General features: G+C 65.3%; 18 protein-coding genes and 1 pseudogene. 8 read left to right on the plus strand and 11 right to left on the minus strand.

Annotation, left to right across the window (positions count from 1 at the left end; translation table 11 throughout):
* Positions 1 to 31: 31 nt before the first annotated feature.
* Positions 32 to 943: a DMT family transporter gene (locus EXV95_RS23985; protein WP_121419317.1), complete on the minus strand. Its 912-nt coding sequence runs from the start codon at positions 941 to 943 to the stop codon at positions 32 to 34.
* 323 nt (positions 944 to 1,266) lie between these two features.
* Positions 1,267 to 2,397, minus strand: coding sequence for an aromatic ring-hydroxylating dioxygenase subunit alpha (locus EXV95_RS23990; protein WP_121419318.1), 1,131 nt, complete (start codon positions 2,395 to 2,397; stop codon positions 1,267 to 1,269).
* Positions 2,398 to 2,674: 277 nt separating this feature from the next.
* Here EXV95_RS23990 and xseB point away from each other — a divergent pair, with 277 nt between their 5' ends.
* The 4 genes and pseudogenes from xseB to EXV95_RS24010 all read left to right on the plus strand — a co-directional run bounded on the left by xseB (position 2,675) and on the right by EXV95_RS24010 (position 7,213).
* Positions 2,675 to 2,917, plus strand: a complete 243-nt coding sequence (xseB, locus tag EXV95_RS23995; protein ID WP_057225454.1) for an exodeoxyribonuclease VII small subunit — start codon at positions 2,675 to 2,677, stop codon at positions 2,915 to 2,917.
* Entirely contained in the window at positions 2,914 to 3,879 is a 966-nt protein-coding gene (locus EXV95_RS24000; protein ID WP_176888777.1) for a polyprenyl synthetase family protein, read from the plus strand. The genes xseB and EXV95_RS24000 overlap by 4 nt, the downstream gene beginning before the upstream one ends.
* 115 nt (positions 3,880 to 3,994) lie before the next feature.
* Positions 3,995 to 5,898, plus strand: a pseudogene (gene dxs / locus EXV95_RS24005) (1-deoxy-D-xylulose-5-phosphate synthase).
* A 232-nt stretch (positions 5,899 to 6,130) separates the two neighbouring features.
* A complete protein-coding gene (locus EXV95_RS24010) occupies positions 6,131 to 7,213 on the plus strand; it encodes a TRAP transporter substrate-binding protein (protein ID WP_121419321.1) in 1,083 nt (360 codons plus the stop codon).
* A gap of 496 nt (positions 7,214 to 7,709) precedes the next feature.
* Here the strand turns inward: EXV95_RS24010 and EXV95_RS24015 are convergent, their stop codons facing one another.
* From EXV95_RS24015 to EXV95_RS24025, 3 genes are all read right to left on the minus strand, one after another.
* Entirely contained in the window at positions 7,710 to 9,482 is a 1,773-nt protein-coding gene (locus EXV95_RS24015) for a TRAP transporter large permease subunit (RefSeq protein WP_176888778.1), read from the minus strand.
* Between the two features lie 14 nt (positions 9,483 to 9,496).
* Complete coding sequence (locus EXV95_RS24020; RefSeq protein WP_055399937.1) at positions 9,497 to 10,117, minus strand: TRAP transporter small permease subunit; 621 nt, start codon at positions 10,115 to 10,117, stop codon at positions 9,497 to 9,499.
* A gap of 181 nt (positions 10,118 to 10,298) precedes the next feature.
* A complete protein-coding gene (locus EXV95_RS24025; RefSeq protein WP_176888779.1) occupies positions 10,299 to 11,426 on the minus strand; it encodes a substrate-binding domain-containing protein in 1,128 nt (375 codons plus the stop codon).
* Between the two features lie 50 nt (positions 11,427 to 11,476).
* Here EXV95_RS24025 and EXV95_RS24030 point away from each other — a divergent pair, with 50 nt between their 5' ends.
* From EXV95_RS24030 to EXV95_RS24045, 4 genes are read left to right on the plus strand one after another with little or no spacing between them, the layout of a single operon-like run.
* The gene (locus EXV95_RS24030; protein ID WP_055399932.1) at positions 11,477 to 12,214 is read left to right on the plus strand and encodes an ABC transporter permease; all 738 of its coding nucleotides are present in this window, start codon (positions 11,477 to 11,479) and stop codon (positions 12,212 to 12,214) included.
* A complete protein-coding gene (locus EXV95_RS24035; RefSeq protein ID WP_176888780.1) occupies positions 12,211 to 12,936 on the plus strand; it encodes a phosphate ABC transporter ATP-binding protein in 726 nt (241 codons plus the stop codon). Before EXV95_RS24030 ends, EXV95_RS24035 begins: the two co-directional genes overlap by 4 nt.
* Positions 12,933 to 13,760 (plus strand): extracellular solute-binding protein, encoded by an 828-nt coding sequence (locus tag EXV95_RS24040; protein ID WP_176888781.1) that lies wholly within the window; start codon positions 12,933 to 12,935, stop codon positions 13,758 to 13,760. Before EXV95_RS24035 ends, EXV95_RS24040 begins: the two co-directional genes overlap by 4 nt.
* 9 nt (positions 13,761 to 13,769) lie before the next feature.
* Entirely contained in the window at positions 13,770 to 14,603 is an 834-nt protein-coding gene (locus EXV95_RS24045) for a molybdate ABC transporter substrate-binding protein (protein WP_176888782.1), read from the plus strand.
* 89 nt (positions 14,604 to 14,692) lie between these two features.
* On the opposite strand, the gene EXV95_RS24050 is transcribed toward EXV95_RS24045, so the two are convergent.
* The 6 genes from EXV95_RS24050 to EXV95_RS24075 are packed head-to-tail and all read right to left on the minus strand — an operon-like array spanning position 14,693 to position 20,632.
* Positions 14,693 to 16,390: an AarF/ABC1/UbiB kinase family protein gene (locus EXV95_RS24050; protein WP_176888783.1), complete on the minus strand. Its 1,698-nt coding sequence runs from the start codon at positions 16,388 to 16,390 to the stop codon at positions 14,693 to 14,695.
* A 15-nt stretch (positions 16,391 to 16,405) separates the two neighbouring features.
* Positions 16,406 to 16,900, minus strand: a complete 495-nt coding sequence (locus EXV95_RS24055; protein WP_176888784.1) for a DUF2269 domain-containing protein — start codon at positions 16,898 to 16,900, stop codon at positions 16,406 to 16,408.
* Positions 16,897 to 17,295: a DoxX-like family protein gene (locus EXV95_RS24060; RefSeq protein WP_176888785.1), complete on the minus strand. Its 399-nt coding sequence runs from the start codon at positions 17,293 to 17,295 to the stop codon at positions 16,897 to 16,899. Before EXV95_RS24060 ends, EXV95_RS24055 begins: the two co-directional genes overlap by 4 nt.
* Positions 17,292 to 17,816, minus strand: coding sequence for an SRPBCC family protein (locus tag EXV95_RS24065; protein WP_055399919.1), 525 nt, complete (start codon positions 17,814 to 17,816; stop codon positions 17,292 to 17,294). Before EXV95_RS24065 ends, EXV95_RS24060 begins: the two co-directional genes overlap by 4 nt.
* 4 nt (positions 17,817 to 17,820) lie before the next feature.
* Positions 17,821 to 18,945 (minus strand): saccharopine dehydrogenase family protein, encoded by a 1,125-nt coding sequence (locus EXV95_RS24070; RefSeq protein ID WP_176888786.1) that lies wholly within the window; start codon positions 18,943 to 18,945, stop codon positions 17,821 to 17,823.
* A gap of 4 nt (positions 18,946 to 18,949) precedes the next feature.
* Entirely contained in the window at positions 18,950 to 20,632 is a 1,683-nt protein-coding gene (locus tag EXV95_RS24075) for an EAL domain-containing protein (RefSeq protein ID WP_176888787.1), read from the minus strand.
* Between the last annotated feature and the right edge of the window lie 14 nt (positions 20,633 to 20,646).

Consider the following 20,646-nt stretch of genomic DNA (forward strand, 5'->3'; position numbering starts at 1 on the left):
CCTCGTGTGGCCGTATCTGTTTTTGTATCCGTCAGTGTTCTTCGGCAGGTGCCCCGGGCGCAGCCCGCGCGCGCAGGATGGTGGCCACGATGCCGCTGCCTACGATGAGGGCCATGCCGAACCAGCCGATGGGCGGGATCTTGTCGCCAAACAGCAGCACGCTGTAGACGGCGGCAAACACGATGCCCGAATACTGCAGGTTGGCCACCACCAGCGTGCCGCGCTGGGTCTTGGCGCTGGCGTAAGCCTTGGTCATGCACAACTGGCCGCCCGCAGCCAGCACGCCGATGGGCAGCAACCACAGCGCCTGCCAGCCCGGCCAGTCCGATACGCCGGTAAACAGCATGGCCCCTCCGCCCGCCACTGCAGAGCCCACGGCAAAGTAGAAAACGGTGCGCGATTCGGGCTCGCCCAGGCGCGACAGCGCCACCACCTGCATGTAGGCAAATGCGGCGGTCAGGCCGGACATCAGCCCGATCAGTCCGGCAAAGGCCTGGTTCTGGTCCAGGCTGGGGCGCAGCATCAGCACCACGCCCACGAATCCGGTGAGCACGGTGAGAATCAGCGGCCCTTGCAGGGCGGGCCGTGGAGATGCCGCAGAAGGGCGCCAGGCCAGCAGCGTGCCGCCGACCAGGAAGGCGGCGATCCACACGCTGCTCATGTAGTTGAGCGTCATGGCCGTGGCCAGCGGCAGGTGGGCAATGGCGTAGAACCAGGCGCCCAGCGACGCCACCCCCACCAGGCTGCGCCAGGCGTGCATGCCGGGGTATTGCGTGGCCAGCGTCACTTTTTGAGAGCGTGCCAGCAGCCACAGGATGGCCATGCCGATCAGGCCCCGGTAGCACACCAGTTCGGCCGAGTTGAAGAAGTCCGATGCGATCTTGACGCACACCCCCATGCTGGCAAACAAGAACGCGGCCAACACCATCCAGAGGGCTTGCATCGTGACGTGATCCTGTGAAAGGCCGCGCGCCGCACGTGGGGCATGGGATTGCACGGCTTGAAATAAAAATAGCTGCCAGCGCTTGCGGATCAAGCGGTGGCAGCTATTGTAATGAGAGCGGTCAGGGTAGTCGTCGCGAATGGATAGCGTTTACCTCGCTGTTCGAGACTTCACGGATCGACGGCACAAACTCAGGTTGGGGCCTATCAAAACTGGCGCTGCCCGGGCCAGTGCCCCCGCGCAAGGGCCGCCAAGCCGCGGATGCGGCACTTCGCTTGCGTGCGCCGGGGGCGTCCCCCCGTGGGGGGAAGACGCGAAGCGGCTCAGGGGGGGCTTCCCATGACCTGGCGGTACCACTCGTGGAAGTGCTGCATGCCATCTTCCATGGGACTCTGGTAGGGGCCGACCTCGTTGTCGCCGCGCGCCAGCAGGGCCTTGCGGCCTGCGTCCATGCGCTCGCCGATTTCGTCGTCCTCGATGCAAGTCTCCATGTAGGCGGCCTTCTGCGCCTCGACGAATTCGCGCTCGAAGGCGGCGATCTCCTCGGGGTAGTAGAACTCCACCATGTTCAGCGTCTTTGTGGGGCTGATGGGGTGCAGCGTGGACACGGTGAGCACATGCGGGTACCACTCGATCATGATGTGCGGGTACAGCGTGAGCCAGATGGCGCCATATTTGGGCGGCTTGCCTTCGCGGTAGTCCAGCAGCGCCTTGTGCCAGCGCTCGTACACCGGGCTGCCGGCCTTGCCCAGGCGGTTGGCCACACCCACGGTTTGTACCGAGTAGTTCTTGCCGAACTCCCAGCGCAGGTCGTCACACGTCACAAAGCTGCCCAGGCCCGGGTGGAAGGGGCCGACGTGGTAGTCCTCCAGATAGACCTCGATGAAGGTCTTCCAGTTGTAGTTGCACTCGTGCAGCTCCACATGGTCAAGCACGTAGCCGTCAAAGTCCAGGTCGGCACGCGGGCCCATCTGGGCCAGGTCGGCGGCCACGTCGTAGCCGTTGTCTTCAAACAGCAGACCGTTCCACTCGCGCAGCTTGTAGTTGTTCAGGTTCAGGCACGGGTCATGCGCAAAGTGGGGTGCGCCCAGCAGCTCGCCCTGGGGGTTGTACGTCCAGCGGTGCAATGGGCACACGATGTTGCCGCCCGCGCTGCCCTTTTGCTGGGTGTTCAGCGAGCCTTTGCCCTTGAGCATGACGGCCTGGCGGTGGCGGCATACGTTGGAGACCAGCTCAATGCCGCCTTGGGCGTTGCGCACCAAGGCGCGGCCCTCGCCCTCCTGGGGCAGTGCGTAATAGTCGCCCGTGTTGGGCACCGCCAATTGGTGCCCCACATAGCGGGGCCCGCGCTGGAAGATGGTGTCCAGCTCGCGCTGGAACAGCGCATCGTCAAAGTAGCTTGAAACTGGTAGTTGGCTTGCGGCCTGCTGCAGTTGAAGACTTAAATCAGACATGGGTGACCTGACCTAAAGACTCCCCACAGGGAGAAAGTGCGGGAGGTGCGCCGGGGAATGCGCATCTGGAAAAAAGGAAACCGGCTAGGGTGGCTAGCCGGCTCGACTGGAATGGGATTATAGGCGGTGGGGTTATTCCCGCACCCCCGCTACGTGAATAGAAAACATCGCTTTCTGAAAATAGAGCGGCGTCACGCATCGGACCGCGTCTGACACGAAGGGCGTACCGGTGCGCCTAAAATCATCGGTTTTTCACCCGCGCTCTGCCGCCCCCTCCATGCCCAAGGCCCCCGCAACCCCCGCTCCTCCCGCCGAACCTGCCAGCTACGAGGCGGCCCTGGAAGAGCTGGAGCAACTCGTGGCCCGCATCGAGTCGGGTCAGTTGCCGCTGGACCAGATGCTGGCCGGCTACCAGCGCGGCGCCACGTTGCTGGCGTTTTGCCGCCAGCGGCTCGACGCCGTGCAGGACCAGATCAAGGTGCTGGATGAAGGGCAACTGCAACCATGGAACCAGGAATGAGCGCGGTGCCAATGAATTTCGAGAGCCAGCCGCTGGACATGAACCTCTGGAGCCAGAACCACCTGGCCCGCGTGGAGCAGGCCCTGTCGCAATGGGTGGGCGATGGCGCACCCGCCGGGCTGGGCGACGCCATGCGCTATGCCGTGCTCGATGGCGGCAAGCGGCTGCGGCCCCTGCTGGTGCTGGCGGCCTATGAGGCGGTCTGCAGTGGCGGACCGGCCTCTGCTGTGGTTGACGATGCCGCGCTGCGCGCTGGCCTGGACGAGGCGGCCCTGCGGGCCGCGTGCGCGGTGGAACTCATCCACGCCTACTCGCTGGTGCACGACGACATGCCCTGCATGGACAACGACGTGCTGCGCCGTGGCAAGCCCACCGTGCACGTGCAGTTTGGCGAGGCCCAGGCGCTGCTGGCGGGCGATGCGCTGCAGGCCTTTGCATTTGAGCTGCTCACGCCCGACAACACCCTCATCCCCGCCGCCACGCAGGCCACGCTGTGCAGGCTGCTGGCGCGGGCCGCCGGCTCGGCCGGCATGGCGGGCGGGCAGGCCATCGACCTGGCCAGCGTGGGTGTGGCGTTGACCGAAGACCAGTTGCGCCAGATGCACCGGCTCAAGACCGGCGCGCTGCTGCAGGGCAGTGTGCTCATGGGGGCGGCGTGCGGCCACGCCGTGGGCGCGGCCTATCAGGCGCTGTCCGACTACGGGGCCGCCATGGGCTTAGCGTTCCAGGTGGTGGATGACATCCTGGACGTGGTGGCCGATTCCGCCACGCTGGGCAAGACGGCCGGCAAGGATGCTGCGGCCGACAAGCCCACCTATGTGTCTTTGCTGGGGCTCGCGCGGGCGCAGGTCTATGCCCAGGAGCTGCTGGCCGAGGCCCATGCGGCCCTGGCCCGCAGTGGCCTGCCCGATACCCGCGCGCTGGCGGCCCTGGCGGACATGGTGGTGCGCCGCTCGCATTGAGCCTGGCCCGATGATCCGTGCTGCACCCTGTTCATGTCCGTTGCAGTGAAATCAATGCCAAATTGGCCTCCAGCGCTTTTCTGTAAAGCGCTGGCAGCTATGAAAAGAATAGTAAATGTCCACGATGTCCTTTCCCCTGCTGCAGACCATCAATGACCCGGCCGACCTGCGCCAGCTTTCGCGCGCAGATCTCAAGGCCCTGGCGACCGAGTTGCGCGGGTTCGTGATCGAAAGTGTTGCGCGCACGGGTGGGCACCTCAGCTCCAACCTGGGCACGGTGGAACTGACGATCGCGCTGCACCATGTCTTCAACACCCCGAAGACCGCCTGGTGTGGGACGTGGGCCACCAGACCTATCCGCACAAGATCCTGACCGGCCGCCGCGACCGCATGCACACATTGCGCCAGTTGGGCGGTATCTCGGGCTTTCCGCAGCGGGCCGAGAGCATTTACGACACCTTTGGCACGGCGCATTCGAGCACCAGCATCTCGGCCGCGCTGGGCATGGCGCTGGCCGCCAAACGCAAGGGCGAAAACCGTCACGCCGTGGCGATCATCGGCGATGGCGCCATGAGTGCGGGCATGGCCTTCGAGGCGCTGAACAACGGCGGTGTGGCCGATGCCAACCTGCTCGTGGTGCTGAACGACAACGACATGAGCATCAGCCCGCCCGTGGGCGCGCTCAATCGCTACCTCGCTCAGCTCATGAGCGGGCAGTTCTACGCGGCTGCCAAGAACGTGGGCAAGACCGTGCTGCGGCCCGTGCCGCCCTTGCTGGAGCTGGCCAAGCGCTTTGAGCAACAGGCCAAGGGCATGGTGGTGCCTGCCACGCTGTTCGAGAAGTTCGGCTTCAACTACATCGGCCCCATCGATGGACACGACCTCGATTCGCTGATCCCCACGCTGGAGAACATCAAGGGCCTCAAAGGCCCGCAGTTCCTGCACGTGGTCACCAAAAAAGGCCAGGGCTACAAGCTGGCCGAGGCCGACCCCGTGGCCTACCATGGCCCCGGCAAGTTCGACCCCTCCGTGGGCCTCACCAAGCCCACCACGCCGCCCAAGCAGACGTTCACGCAGGTGTTTGGCCAGTGGCTGTGCGACATGGCCGCACACGACTCTCGCCTGGTGGGCATCACGCCCGCCATGCGCGAGGGCTCGGGCATGGTGGAGTTTGAAAAACGTTTTCCGGACCGCTACTACGACGTGGGCATTGCCGAGCAGCATGCCGTAACCTTTGCCGCCGGCATGGCCTGCGAAGGTGTCAAGCCCGTGGTGGCGATTTACTCCACCTTCCTGCAGCGCGGTTATGACCAGCTGATCCACGACGTGGCCCTGCAAAACCTGCCCGTGGTGTTTGCGCTGGACCGCGCGGGCCTGGTAGGCGCCGACGGTGCCACGCATGCAGGCGCGTATGACATCCCGTTTGTGCGCTGTATTCCCAACATGAGCATGGCCTGCCCGGCTGACGAGCGCGAATGCCGCCAACTGCTCAGCAGCGCCTTCGAGCAGGACCACCCTGTGGCCGTGCGTTACCCGCGTGGCAGCGGTGCTGGTGTGGCACCACTGGCGGCGTTGGATGGCCTGCCTTTTGGCAAAGGCGAGATCCGTCGCGAGCGCCAGGGCACCGATGCCAAGGCGCCGCGCATTGCGATCCTGTCGTTTGGCACGTTGCTGTACCCCGCGCTGGAAGCGGGTGAGGCTCTGGACGCCACGGTGGTCAACATGCGCTGGGCCAAACCCATCGACGAGGCCTTGTTGCGCGAGGTGGCCGAGCGCCACGATGCGCTGGTCACGCTGGAAGAGGGCGCGATCATGGGCGGTGCGGGCAGCGCCGTGACCGAGGCGCTCAACAGCATGGGCATCGTGCGGCCCGTGCTGCAGCTGGGCCTGCCGGACGTGTTCATCGAACATGGCGACCCGGCCAAGCTGCTTGCGTTGCAGGGGCTCGACGCCGAGGGAATCCGCCTTGCGATCGAGCGGCGGTTTTTGCCCGCGCTGCAGTCTGTGCGGGCTGCCTGATCTGCCAAGGTGGTCTGCCGCAGTCCCGTTTTGCAGCGGGGTGTGTGCGGCTGTCCCCAAGATGCTTGCAGAAGCCTGAAGCCATGTGCAAGGGCAGGGATTTTCGCGGGAAAACCCGCAAAAGTCTGAGGGGGCATGTTTCTACAATGAACCCGGCTCAAACAAGTCCTTGACGGCGCCGTGCACAACGCGTGCGCCCAAGTTTCGCAATCACTATATCGGAGAGAACCTCATGGATCGTCGTTCAATCATCAAGCAGGCTGGCATCGCTGGCGTGCTGGCTGCAGGCGTTGCGCCTGCCGTCCACGCCCAGGCTGCCATTCGTTGGCGTCTGGCTTCCAGCTTCCCCAAGTCGCTGGACACCATCTATGGCGGCGCTGATGTGTTCTCCAAGGCCGTCAAGGCCATGTCGGGTGGCAAGTTTGAAATCTCCGTGCACGCTGGTGGCGAGTTGATGCCCCCCTTTGGCGTGATGGACGGCGTGCAGCAGGGCACCGTGGAGATGTGCCACACCGTGCCTTACTACTTCTACGGCAAGAACCCTGCCTTCGCGCTGGGTTCGGCAGTGCCCTTCGGCTTCAATGCCCGCCAGATGAATGCCTGGATGCTGCATGGCAATGGCCGCAAGCTGATGAACGAGTTCTACGCGAACTACAACGCCATCAGCTTCGCCGGCGGTAACACCGGCACCCAGATGGGTGGCTGGTTCCGCAAGGAGATCAAGTCGCCAGATGATTTCAAGGGCATGAAGATGCGCCTGGGCGGTGGTCTGGTCGGTGAAGTGATGCAAAAGCTGGGCGCTGTGCCCCAGAGCATCCCTGGCGGCGAAATCTACCAGGCCCTCGAAAAGGGCACGCTGGACGCTGCTGAATGGGTGGGTCCGTACGACGACCAGAAGCTGGGCTTCAACAAGGTGGCTCCGTTCTACTACTACCCCGGCTGGTGGGAAGGTGGCCCGGAAGTGGACTTCTTCGTCAACCAGAAGGCCTTCGACGGCCTGTCTGCCGAGAACAAGGCCATCATCGAAGCCGCAACCAACGTGGCCCACATCGACATGCTGGCCAAGTACGACGCGCTGAACCCGACGGCCCTCAAGCAACTGGTGGCTGCCAAGACCAAGGTGCTGCCGTTCTCGCAAGCCGTGATGGACGCTTCGTTCAAGGCCTCCATGGAAGTCTTCGCCGCCAACGACGCGAAGAGCCCCGAGTGGAAGAAGATCTACGCCGACATGCGCGCATTCCAGCGCGACCAGGTGCTCTGGTTCCGCTTTGCCGAAGCCCGCTACGACTCGTTCATGTCTTCGCAGAAGCTCTGATCCCGAGTGGCTCTGGAATGGCAGCGCAAGCTGCCATTCCAAGGTCTGCAAAACCCGTCCTCTCCCGGACGGGTTTTTTTTCGTCCCTGTGTTCTGCGAGGTGGCACCTTGCTGTGGCCATGCGGCCCCCTCAACCGCAGGAACGTGGGCGATGTCCCAAGCCCCCAGCCCAGCCCGACCAGGCTGCTTGACTCTCGATGCCTTTGAGCGCGCGGCCGGTGTCTGTCTCCTGCTGAAGCCTCTCAAGTCGTGAAGAGGCTTCCTGGGGGCTGCTGGCCACCAAGAAAGGGGGCAGGGGATCAAGAGGCTCGTCTGCTTGCGCGATGTGCCAAAGTCGATGCTCCACCGCTACCTCCATGATCCATGGCGCACCGGACCCCCTCCGCGTCTGCTCCATAAAAAAACCTCCGCAGAGGTTTCCCATCTGCGGAGGTTTGAGGACCAGGGCGCGGGGCCCGGGTCAGACTGAATCACGGTCGTCCTGTAAGCAGTGTGCTCACTTCTTGTCGGTGGACATGGAGTCTTGCAGTGCCTTCAGGGGGTCGTCTGCTGCAGGAGCGGGCGCGGGGTCCGCGGCGCCAGCCATGCCGGCAGTCGGGTCGGCCCCTTCGGCGCTAGCGTCGGGCATGGCGGCTTCCATTTCCATGCGGACCTTGTCGAGGTCATAGACCTGCTTCTCGTCGAGCCCGCTGGAGACGATGCCCGGGAAGGCGATCACCAGAGCCACCATCAGCAGCTGGATGCACAGGAAGGGAATGGCACCCCAGTAGATCTGGGGGGTGGTGACCGGCGCAATCATCTTCTTGGTGACCTTGTCCATGTACTCCTTCGCCGGGGCCACGCTGCGCAGGTAGAACAGCGCAAAGCCAAACGGTGGGTGCATGAACGACGTCTGCATGTTGATGGCCAGCAGCACGCCAAACCAGATCAGGTCAATGCCCAGCTTGTCGGCCACGGGGGCCAGCAGGGGCACGACGATGAAGGACAATTCAAAGAAGTCCAGGAAGAACGCCAGGAAGAACACCATGACGTTCACGACGATCAGGAAGCCCAGCTGGCCACCGGGCAGGCCGGTCAGCAGGTGCTCCACCCACAGCGGGCCGTCCACGCCCTGGAAGGTCAGGCCGAATATGGTGGCGCCCACCAGGATGAACACCACAAAACATGACAGCTTGGTCGTGGTGGTGACAGCCTGGCGCAGCAGCGACATCGTGAGGCGGCCGCGGAGGATGGCCATGATGCCGGCGCCCAATGCGCCCATGGCGCCGCCTTCGGTGGGGGTTGCAACGCCCAGGAAGATGGTGCCCAGCACCAGGAAGATCAGCAACAGTGGCGGGATCAGCACAAACGTCACGCGCTCGGCTGCGCGGGACAGCAGGCCCATGCGGGTGATCTTGTTGATGCTGGCTGCCACGAAGGCCAGTGCCACACCAAAACACATGGACACCACGATGGTTTCGTCCAGCGCCACGCGGTCCACGGCTTCACCGGACCACCAGGTGTGCAGGGCAGGCATGTTCTTGGCCACATACATCGATGCGGCCACGCAGATGCCGGTCAGCACCAGCAGCGAGGTCACACCGCTCTTGCCATTGTCGTCCCGCAGCGTGCGCGCTTCGGGCGGGATGGCAGGCACCCACTGGGGCTTGAAGATGGCCAGCAAAATGACGTAGAGCGCATAGAAGCCGGTCAGCATCAGGCCGGGGAGGAACGCGCCCTTGTACATGTCACCCACGCTGCGGCCCATCTGGTCGGCAATGATGATGAGCACCAGAGAGGGCGGAATGATCTGTGCCAGCGTGCCGGAGGCTGCGATCACCCCCGCCGCGAGTCGCCGGTCATAGCCATAGCGCAGCATGATGGGCAGTGAGATCAAGCCCATCGAGATCACCGAAGCGGCCACCACGCCCGTGGTGGCTGCCAGCAGCGCGCCCACGAAGATCACGGCCAGAGCCAGGCCACCACGGATGGGGCCGAACAGCTGTCCGATGGTGTCGAGCAGGTCCTCCGCCATCCCGCTTCGCTCCAATATGAGCCCCATGAGCGTGAAGAATGGAATAGCCAGCAAGGTGTCGTTCTGCATGATGCCGAAGATGCGCAGCGGCACGGCTTGTAGCAGGGCCTCGGGCAATACGTTCAGCTCGATGCCGATGAAGGCGAAGAACAGTCCGCAGGCGCCCAGGCTGAAGGCGACCGGGAAGCCCACCAGCAAAAAGCAGATGAGCCCCGCGAACATGATGGGGGCGAGGTTATGGGCGAGAAATTCCATGGTGTGTGCTCCGCTCAGGCGGCCTCGCTCTTGTTCTTGCCGTTGCCCTTGGCGGCTTCGGCCAGGTTGCGGATGGATTCGGCCAGTTCTTCTTCAGCCGTTTTTTCAATCTTCTTGACCGTGGGGTCTTCGATGAGGCCCTGGAGAAAACCCAGGCGCTTGATGAGTTCGGAGATGCCTTGCAACCACAGCAGGGCAAAACCCAGCGGCATCATCAGGTACACAGGCCAGCGGATCAGCCCGCCAGCGTTGTTCGACATCTCGCCCGACGCGAGGGCGCGGGTGAAGAAGGGGATGCCATACCAGAGCACGGCCAGGCACATGGGCGTGAGGAAGACGATATAGCCGAACACGTCGATCCAGATCTGGGTGCGCTTGGAAAAGCGGCTGGAGATCACGTCCACCTTGACGTGTTCGCCCTGCAGCAGCGTGTAGCCGGCGGCCAGCAGGAACGACGCGGCAAACAGGTACCACTGGATTTCCAGAAAGCCGTTGGAGCTGATGTTGAACGCTTTGCGGACCACGGCGTTCACACCGCTGATGACTGTGGAGGCCAGGATGAGCCAGACCACATATTTACCGACCTGGGTGTTAAGCCAGTCGATCCCCCTTGATAACTTCAGTAGAGCCTGCATGGTGTCTCCAATAAAAAGGCTTTGCGTGCGATATGCCGACCCACGCGCCGGTAAGCGCAACGATTCGACAAACTTTTACAACGGCGCGATTCTACGGAGCACTGTAGGCCCAGGCTGACGGCAGCGTGACGGTGTTATCCCGCAGCCGGTACTCATTCTGTAGCTATAAAAAAAGTAGCAATTAGGGTTTCTTCCTAGGCTCGGAAGTGCGCTTTTTGCGGGTGAACTGCCACCACGGCAGCACCGTGTTCATGGCCTGCACCTCGCCGCACGCCCAGGGGCTGTAGCCCGGCAAGGTGGCCATCTGGGCCAGCCATTCGGGGGTTTGCAGCAAGTTGCGCAGCGCCAGTGTCGCGGGTTGGTCCAGGCTGGCTTTCAGGCAGGCCAGGTGGTAGCGCTCGTGCACCAGCGGCACAAAATCCAGCCCACGCGCCCGGGCTGCCACTTCAATACCCATGCCCACATCGGCCGCGCCCGCAGCCACAGCCTGGGCAATGGCGGTGTGCGAGGGCTCGTTCAGCGCGTAGCCGCGAATGGCCTGGGCCTCCAGGCCAGCCTGGGCCAGCAGGTCGTCGAGCAGCACGCGGGTGCCGGTACCCAGCGGCCGGTTGAGAAATCGGGCACCGGTGTGGGCCACGTCGGCCAGGCTGCCCAGCCCCAGCGGGTTGCCGGGCGCCACGATGAGGCCCTGCGTGCGCTGGGCAAACCCGATGATCTTGTGCAGCCCGGGCTGCAGCAGCGGCTTGTAGGTGCGTGCGGTCAATGAATCGGCGGCAGGGTGCTCCACGGTGTGAAATCCCGCCAGCGTGCAACGCCCTTCGTTCAGGGCGCGGATCGCATCCACGCTGCCCGTGAAGCGGATGTCCAGGTGCAGCGCGCCCGCATCGGCCTGTGCGGCGGCGTGGGTGCGCAGCGCCACCAGCGCGTCGTCGTGGCTGGCGTACATCGTGAGCACGTGGGCATTGGGGTCAAAGGCCACGGCAAAGGCGCGCTCCAGGTCGGCATGCAGTGCTGCGATCTGTGGTGCCAGCCGCGCCTGGGCCTGGCGCTCGGCCCACAGCAGCTTGGTGCCGAACTCGCTGAGCTGCGCCGACTGCCCCTTGCCCCAGATGATCAGCTCGCCGCCGAGCTGCTCTTCCCAACGCTTGAGGGCGCCCCAGACATGGCGGTACGACAGGTCCAGCGCGCGCGCGGCGCCCGAGATGGAGCCCTGCTCGGCCACGGCCTGCAGCAGTTCGGGCAGTGGGTTGCGGATCAGCGCATTGCCTGCATCGCGGCTGAGCGTGTAGTGAAGTTGGACCCTATGCACGGACGTTCATATCGCTGGATATTGGTGAGGTGCCTACGATAGCCGAACCCATGTCCACACTCTCGGAAAGCGCGAGCACAGCGCTGCAACTCACCCTCTCATCCGACCCCGTCCTGTGGACCATCGTGGGCCGTTCCTTGTCCGTCAGCGCCACCGCCTGCCTGATCGCCTGTGGCGTGGGCCTGGTGCTGGGCGCCTGGCTGGGCGTCGCCCGCTTTGCCGGGCGTGGTGCCGTGTTGGCGGTACTCAACACTTTGCTGGCGGTGCCGTCCGTGGTGGTGGGGCTGGTGGTGTACCTGGTGCTGTCACGCAGCGGGCCCCTGGGCTCGCTGGGCTGGCTGTTCAGCTTTAAGGCCATGGTGCTGGCGCAGGCCATTCTGGTGCTGCCGGTGGTCACGGCGCTGACGCGGCAGGCTGTGGAAGACGCCGAACGTGCGCATGGCGAGCAGTTGCGGTCGATGGGCGCGGGCCCGCTGCTGCGCGCCCTGCTGTTGGCCTGGGACGAGCGCTATGCGCTGCTCACGGTTCTGCTGGCCTCGTTTGGCCGTGCGATCTCCGAGGTGGGTGCGGTGATGATCGTGGGTGGCAATATCGACGGCTTCACGCGGGTGATGACCACCGCCATTGCGCTGGAGACCAGCAAGGGCGACCTGCCCCTGGCGCTGGCGCTGGGCATCATCTTGCTGGCCGTGGTGCTGGCGCTCAATGTGCTGATCGCTTTGGTGCGCCGCTGGCGCGAACGGGTGGATGGATCGGCCTCCAGCACGCCCGTGGGGGTGGCGGCATGAGCGGCCCTTTGGCAAACCCCTGGGTCGATCTGCGCCAGGTGACCGTGCGCTATGGCCGCGTGCAGGCGCTGGACCAGGTCACGCTGCGCATCACCCCCGGTGAGCGCGTGGCGCTGGTGGGCGCCAACGGCAGTGGCAAAAGCACGCTGCTGCGCGTGCTCAACGGTCTGGCGGACGCCAGCGGTGGCTTCCAGTGCAACACAGGCATGCGTCAGGCCATGCTGTTCCAGCGCCCCCACATGCTGCGCACCAGTGCGCAAAACAACGTGGCGCTGGCGTTGTGGCTGCGCGGCACGCGCTGGCGTGATGCGCGGCTGCAGGCGCTCACTGCGTTGCAGCGTGTGGGCCTGCAGGGCATCGCCGCGCAGAACGCCCGCACCCTGTCGGGCGGCCAACAGCAGCGTGTGGCCCTGGCCCGCGCCTGGGCGCTGCGGCCCGATGTGCTGCTGCTCGACGAGCCCACCGCCAGCCTCGACCCCCATGCCAAGCGCGAGGTCGAAGCCCTGATGGCCGACTTTGCCGCCAGCCATGGCGCGGCAGGCCCGGCGCACCCTGTGACCATGGTCTTTAGCAGCCACAACCTGGGCCAGGTCAAGCGCCTGGCCAGCCGCGTGATCTATATGGAGCACGGCCGCCTGGTGGCCGACCTGCCGGTACACGATTTTTTCAATGGCCCCTTGCCCGAGGCCGCCCGCTTGTTTGTCAAAGGAGAACTGGTATGACGAATTTCAAGAATTTTTGTGCCCCAGCGCTTATCCATAAAGCACTGGCAGCTATTATATTTGTAGCATCCGGCCCGGTGCTTGCGCAGAGCATCACCATGGCGTCCACCACATCCACGGAGCAGTCCGGGCTGTTCGGCTACCTGATGCCTGAATTCAAGAAGGCCAGTGGGTTGGACGTGAAAGTGGTGGCGCTGGGCACCGGCCAGGCGCTCGATATGGCGCGCCGCGGCGATGCCGACGTGCTGTTTGTGCACGACCAGGTGGCCGAAGAAAAGTTTGTGGCCGATGGCTGGGGCGTGAAGCGCTACCCGGTGATGTACAACGACTTCATCCTCATCGGCCCCAAGGCTGACCCAGTAGGCACCAAAGGCAAGGAAATCGTGCAGGCCCTGCAGAAGCTGTCTGCCGCCAATGGCAACTTCATCTCGCGCGGCGACAAGAGCGGCACCCACGCGGCCGAGCTGCGCTACTGGAAGCTTGCAGGCGCTGACGCAGCCAAGGGCAGCGGCTATAAGGAGTGTGGCTGCGGCATGGGCCCTGCGCTCAACATTGCGGCATCGAGCGGCGCCTATGTGCTGGCCGACCGGGGCACCTGGCTCAACTTCAAGAACCGCGCAGATCTGGCCATTCTGGTGGAGGGCGACACCAAGCTCTTCAACCAATACGGTGTGATGGTGGTGAACCCCGCCAAGCACCCGCATGTGAAGGCGCAGGACGCGCAGAAGTTTGTGGACTGGGTGGTGTCGCCCGCCGGCCAGGCGGCCATCGCGGGCTACAAGATCGGCGGCGAGCAGCTGTTCTTCCCGAACGCAGCGCAGTGAGCGGCCTCCATGGCAACCCGTTCACAGGCAGCCGTAGCCGCTGCGGCAACCGGTCTGGCCTTGGCCCTGGCCGGTTGTGCGGTGGCGCCCGCCAAGGCTCCCATGGCTGACGCCACTCCCGTGCAGGTGTATGCCGCCGGCAGCCTGCGCGAGGCCTTCACCGAGATCGCGCGCGACCACGAGGCCCGTACGGGCCAGAAGGTGGCGCTGAGCTTTGGCGCCTCAGGCCTGCTGCGCGAGCGTATTGAAAAAGGCGAGCCCGCACAGGTCTTTGCTTCGGCAGACACCGACCACCCGCAGCGCCTGGCGGCCCGGGGCGGCTGGCTGGCGCCCGTGGTGTTCACGCGCAATGCGCTGTGTGCGCTGACCAGCGAGCAGATCAGCGCCACCCCTGACACCTTGCTGGCAACTATGCTGCGCAGCGATGTGCGCGTGGGCACATCCACGCCCAAAGCCGACCCGTCGGGCGACTACGCCTGGGCGCTGTTCCGCCAGGCCGACCTGCTGCAGCCCGGTGCCTATGCCCAGCTGGATGCCAAGGCCCTCAAGCTCACGGGTGGCGCGGATTCGCCCAAGCCGCCTGCGGGCCGGGGTACCTATGCCTGGGTGATGGACCAGCGCCAGGCAGATGTGTTTTTGACCTACTGCACCAACGCGGTAGCTGCCCAGGCCGAGGTGCCGCGCCTGCGCGTGGTGCAGCTACCTGCGGCGCTGCAGGTGGGCGCTTCGTATGGCCTGACCGTGCGTGCCGACGCGCCCGCTGCGGCGCAGGCGTTTGCCAGTGCGCTGCGCCAGCCGGCCGCCCAGGCGGTGTTGTTGCGAATGGGCTTTGGCAAGCCCTGACCGATTCGCAATTCATCGACGTACTGCGAATGGGAACATGCCGCGTCTGCCTGCCAGGTGGGGCAGCGCGGCTTGTTTTTTAGCCGAATTCAGTCGTCATCGCGGTGGTGGCTGCTGCGCCAGATGGCCCGCACCAGCCACAGGCCACACACCACGGCACCAAAGAACCCCAGGAAGCCAAACGCTGGTAGGCCGAACAGCGTAGGCCCACCCTTCACGGTCATCACGATGGACGAGCCGATGATCAGCGCCGCAATCACCAGCGCCATGGCCAGCCGGTTGGCCGACCGGTCGATCTGATCGCCCACACGCTTAAGGTGCGCCAACTCGATGCCCACCTGCAGGTGCCCGCGCCGCGCGTTGCGCAGCAGCCGCCCGAGGTCGTCCGGTAGCTGCTCCACCGTGGCCAGTGCACGCCGCAAGGTGCTCCAGGCGCGCCCGGCCAGCACCTTGGGCTCGTAGCGTGCGCGCACCACCTGCTTGAGCAGCGGCAGGGCTTCGGTCGCCATGTGGAAGTCTGGGTCGAGGTTGCGGCCCATGCCTTCGAGCGAGATGAAGGCCTTGATCAGCAGCGCCAGATCGGACGGCAGGCCCAGGTGGTGTTCACGCAGGATGGCCGTCACGTCGGCCAGCATCTGTCCCAGGCTCAGCTGCGCCAGGGGCACGCCGTGGTACTGGTCCACAAAGGCCTCGATCTCGGTTTCGAGCTGGCCCAGGTTCAGGCCCTGCGCGTCGCCCGTCCAGTCCAGCAGCACATCGGCCACGGCCTGGGGTTGGTGTTCGACCAGGCCCAGCAGCAGTTGCAGCAGTTCATCGCGCCGGCGCTGCGACAGGCGGCCCACCATGCCGAAGTCGATGAAGGCAATGCGGTTGCCGGGCAGGTAGAACACGTTACCGGGGTGCGGGTCGGCGTGGAAAACGCCGTCCTTCACGATCATCTGCAGCACTGCCTGCGCGCCCCGCTGCGCCAGCACGGTGCGGTCAAACCCGGCCTCGGGTGTCAGCGCCGCGAGAGCGCCGCCGGGTGTGCCGTCGATGAAATCCTGCACGTTGATGCGTTCGCGCGTGTAGGCCCAGTGCACGCGCGGGATCACGATGTGGGGCAGCGCCGCCATGTTGGTGGCAATGCGTTCGGCCTGGCGGCATTCGCCCGCCAGGTCCAGCTCGCGGCGCAATGAGCGTGCGAACTCGCGCACCAGTTGCTGGGGTCGGTAGGGCTTGAGTGCGGGCAGCTCGGCCTCGGCCAGCGCAGCCAGGCGCTGCAGCAGGCGCAGGTCGGCCTGGATGGTGTCGGCAATGCCGGGGCGGCGGATTTTGACGATGACCTCGCTGCCGTCCTGCAGGCGGGCGCGGTGCACTTGCGCAATCGATGCGGCGGCCAGCGGCGTGGTGTCAAACCAGGCAAAAACGGCTTCGGGTTCGGCGCCCAGGTCTTCGCGCAGTTGCGGGCGCAGCGCATCGATGGGCACAGCGGGCACTTGGCTGTGCAGTTTCTCGAATTCTGCAATCCACTCCGGGCCAAACAGGTCGGCCCGGCCCGCGAGAATCTGGCCAAACTTGACGAACGCGGGGCCCAGCTCTTCGAGTGCCAGCCGCACCTGCACGGGCGGCTCCACGCGGGCCAGGTCTGCTGCGTGGGTCCAGTTCAGTGCCTGGCCCGCGCGCTCCAGCCGGTCTGCCAGGCCCAGGCGGCGCACGGTGTCGCCAAACCCGTGGCGCACCATCACGCCCAGGATTTCCTTCAGGCGCCCCAGGTCGCGGGCAGTGTCCAGGGTCTCGATCAGCATGGGGCGATGATAGGTTCAGAAGTTCAGGGTAGGTTTGTTCACCATCAGGTAGAACACCACGGCCATGGCCACAAAGGCCGGGTAGCCCAGGGCCTCCCACCAGCGGGCGTAGCGCCAGTACAGGGGCGGCAACACGCCGTCGCCTTGCGCGGACTGCGCCGCCTCTGCCGTATCTCTCGCCATGTCGCGCATGCGCAGCTGCAGCCACACCACAGGCAGCCAGCAGGCACCAGCCACCAGGTACAGAGCAATGGACACTGCGAGCCACGGCGTGCTCCAGGGTAGCCCGGCCATGGCCGCCATGGCAAGCCCTGTGGCGGGCTGGATGAACACCGTGGGCGTGGTGAACCACCAGTCCGCACGCACCACCAGGCGCGTGACCACAGCCTGGGCCTGAACATTGCCGCTGCGGTTGGTGAAGAACATGTAGAACGCCGAGCCCAGGCCGGTGCCCACCAGCAGCACGCTGGAGATGATGTGCAGCCATTTGAGGGTGAGGTAGATGCTCATGGCTTTGGCGGTGAGGTGGTCGTGTCCTGCAGCAGCACCCACAGGATGGCGGCAATCGGCAAGTTTTTGGTGAGCGGCCCGAAGGGGTGTAGCCACCATGCGGGGTGGAGGGCCGTAGCCAGCAGTGTCATGGCCAGCATCACCAGCAGGGCCGCTCCATACGCCTTGCGGCCGGGGCGGAGCGCCAGCCACAGCCCCAGCACCGCATCGGTAGCCGCCCCGGCCAGGATGATGGCGGTGGGTAGCCACGATGTGTTGCCCTCGGTCCACGCGGCGGGTAGGCCCGCCAGCAGCTCGCGGCTTTGGCCGTGCAGCTCCCACACGCTGACCACGGCGGTGGCCAGCCAGACGACCACGAGGCTGGCGCGCAGCAGTTGGGTAGATGCGCGGTTCATGGGCTGGCCTTGTGCGCGGCACAGGGCGCTGGGCCCTGCGCCTGTTGCCAGTCTGCAATGTCGGCAGCGCGGATCGCCAGGAACTGCGCCAGGCGCTGGAAACGCTGGCGCGTCTTGCGGACAAAGATCCAGTCCACCAAAGGCTCTATGACAGCCCGAAAGGCTGCCGGGCCCACTTGAAAGGTATAGGTGTAGATCAGCAGGGACTGGTGGGGGCCTTGGCCCTGGTGGCGCATGGAGGCTGCCCACTGGGTGAAAGGGAACGAACGGCCAACCATGGCCGCAGCCGCGAGCACGGGGCGGTCATAGCTGACGAACTGTGTGCGCATGGACAGCGCCCGCAACGCGCCGGCGCCCAGGTTCTCGGTGGTGGCGCCCACACTGGGACAGGGCGCACCACTTTCCACGCTGGTACGGCGCACCAGCGAATCCCACTGGCACCGCCACTCGTGGTAGTGGAAGGCATCAAAAACAATGTCGGCACGCGCTGGCATCGGGAAGGTCAATTTCCGGTGGGCCATGGCCTCATTCCTCCACCACATCGGTCACCATGCCCCACTTCGCAAACTCGGGGGCAAAGGCCTCCAGGGGCAGCAGGCTGGTGCTGGTGTGCGCCCCGCGGGGCAGCGGTTGCCCGGCTGCGAGCTGGCGCGCCAGCAGGATGGCGGCCATGCAGGGGATCTCGGGGCCATGGTCGTGGTCGGCTGCAATGTGCCAGGCGCGGCGGCGGGGCTGGCCTTGCGCATTGGTGCCCGCAACGCGCACCACCATGCCGCCCAGTGGCGTGCCCAGAAAGTCCAGCGCGCCGCCCGCGTGGTGCATCAGCCAGGCCAGCTTTTCGGGATGGGGCAGCACGCCCCAATGGCGCAGCGTTGCAAGGGTGGCGAAGGCTCTCTGTGCCAGGCCCACCTCCAGCGCTGCGCGGAAGGTGACGCGGTCGCGGGCTTTGTAATGGGCCGGGAAAATTTCCAGATCCGGGATGTCGCAGACCGCCCCCAGGCGCGGTCGCAGCCGCTGGAACTGGACCGGCGTGGGCTGCGCCCAGCCCCGTTTCGGCTGCCAGCGGCCGTCTTGCCACACATCGATGGCCAAGCCACAGTAGCTCAGCACGGCCGCCAGCGTGGCCTGTCCGCGTGGCGCGCGTTGCGCGGGGGCGATGCAGATGTCGATGCTGTCAATGCACTGCCAGTCCGCGCACAGGTGGTCGATGACGGCCGAGGACAGCGCGGGCACGGTGCTGGCGCCAGCGATGGCGGTGCGTCCGGCGGCGGTAAACGCGGCCTGCAGGGCAGCTGGAAAGTCGCACACAAAACGGCGGCCATCGGCCAGGTCGATGTAGTGCGCGCCTGCCTCAGCGGCGGCCTGGGCCACGCTGTAACCCTGTGCCTGAAAAGGCCCCGCAGTGTGGATGACCAGATCCACGCCCCATTCGCGCAAGGAGGCAGCCAGACCCGGGGCCTGGTGGTCGAGGGCCACGCCCTGAGCGCCGTGGCCCAATGTGTTCGCCAAGGCCTGGGCGCGGGATGCGTCGCGGCCTGCCACCAGCAGGGCGATGTGCTGGCGCGTGGCCGCGTCGCCTGCCAGTGCGCGGCAGATGCGTGCGCCAAAGTTGCCGTACCCGCCCAGGACCAGTGTTTTGAGTGTTGCCATGGGTTCAGAGTCCGGGGGCTGGCGCGATGGCGGGCGGGAGTGCTGAAAACGGTGTGGAACCCGCCGGGCGCAGCAAGGCCTGCAGCGCTGCGCGCTGGGGCTGCATGTGGGTGTGGTGCCAGTCGGGTACGTGGGCTGCTGGAATGGGTTTGCTGAACACGTAGCCCTGGATGCAGTGCAGCCCAATGGCGGCCAGCGTCTGCAGCTCCTCCACGGTCTCCACGCCTTCCACCACCACAGACAGGCCGAACTCGCCGGCCAGCGCGCTGATATGCCGCAGCAGCATCTGCCGCCGGCTGTCCTGCGGCAGCTTTCGCACAAAGAGCCGGTCGCATTTGATGCCTGCAATCGGCAGGTCGGCCAGCATGCCCAGCGACGAGTAGCCGGCGCCAAAGTCGTCCATCCACACCACAACACCCATGGCGCTGAGTGTGTGGATGGCGGCCACCATCTCCGTGCCCAGCGCAATGATGGCGTGTTCGGTCATTTCGAGTTTGAGGGTGCGCGGCGGCAGGCCGCGCAGGGCCAGTTCTTCACGCAGCCACGGGGCAAAGCGGTCGTCCAGCAGCGTGATGGGGGCCACGTTCACGCTGATGGTCGTGTCGTTAAGGCCCTGGGCTTGCCAGGCCTTGGCACTGTCGAGTGCGTTGCGCAGGATCATCCGGTCCACTTCGGGCGTCTTGCCCTGCAGCTCGCACACCAGCAGGAAGGTTTCAGGATTGATGGCGCCCAGGGTCGAGTCGGTCATGCGCAGCAGGGCTTCGAACTGCACGCCACGCTGCTGAAAATCGACGATGGGCTGAAAGTGCAACGCCAGGTTCTCCGGGTGCAGCAGCCGGTGCAAATGGTCTGCAATGAGCGACAGCTGCATGTCGCGCTGGGCGTTTTGCGCCGTGGCCGATGACCGCATCATCGACAGCCCGCGTCGCAAGAGCTGCTGGCGGCCAGCGTCCGAGCGCATGTTGCTCATCTGTTCCAGCGCTACGGCAATGGCAAAGGCCAGCACGGTGACCAGCAGCGCAATGCCGTCGGACTCCCCGCTGGGGTCGCCCAGGTGCAGTGCAAAGGTGTTGACCAGCATCCAGTGCAGCACCAGGATGGCGGCGCCGCACAGCACCTTGTCTTCCCAGGTTTGTGCTCGGTAGCGGGGCGTGAGCATGCTGAGCTTGGCCGAGCGGTGCCGGATTGCGGTGCACGCCGCAAGGGCCACGGCCGTGGCCATGGACGTCACGATCGCCAGCACATTGACCTGCGAAAAACTCTGCACGTGGCCCCAGGTGATCGCAAAGTGCCCCGTCAGCATGCCAGCCGCCAGCCATACACCGGCCACCACAATGCGCGCCTTGCTGGCGCTGGTGCTGAGTGTCGGAATGGTGAGTCGCGCACTGACCGCCATGATCAGCAGGCCACTGAGGGCGGGCACCAGTTCCAGCACGTGGTGCGCCAACTCGGCATACATGAACAGACCCACCACATCCAGGGCCCAGACAATGCAGCCAATGCACAGGGCAGCTTGCGAGGCGCTGATGCGGCGGCTCGATGGATCGACCGAAAACGCCGTGTGCTCGACCAGGCGCTGGCACACATGAACCACCAGCGACGCGAAGATCCAGAACAGCAGGCTTTGGAGCAGCGGCGGAAACCCCACTGCAAACGCCACGGTGGCGTCGTGCCAGATTGAAACCATTTCCACCCCTTGTT

The organism is Acidovorax sp. JMULE5, from assembly GCF_013376875.1.
GTDB lineage: Bacteria > Pseudomonadota > Gammaproteobacteria > Burkholderiales > Burkholderiaceae_C > Acidovorax > Acidovorax facilis.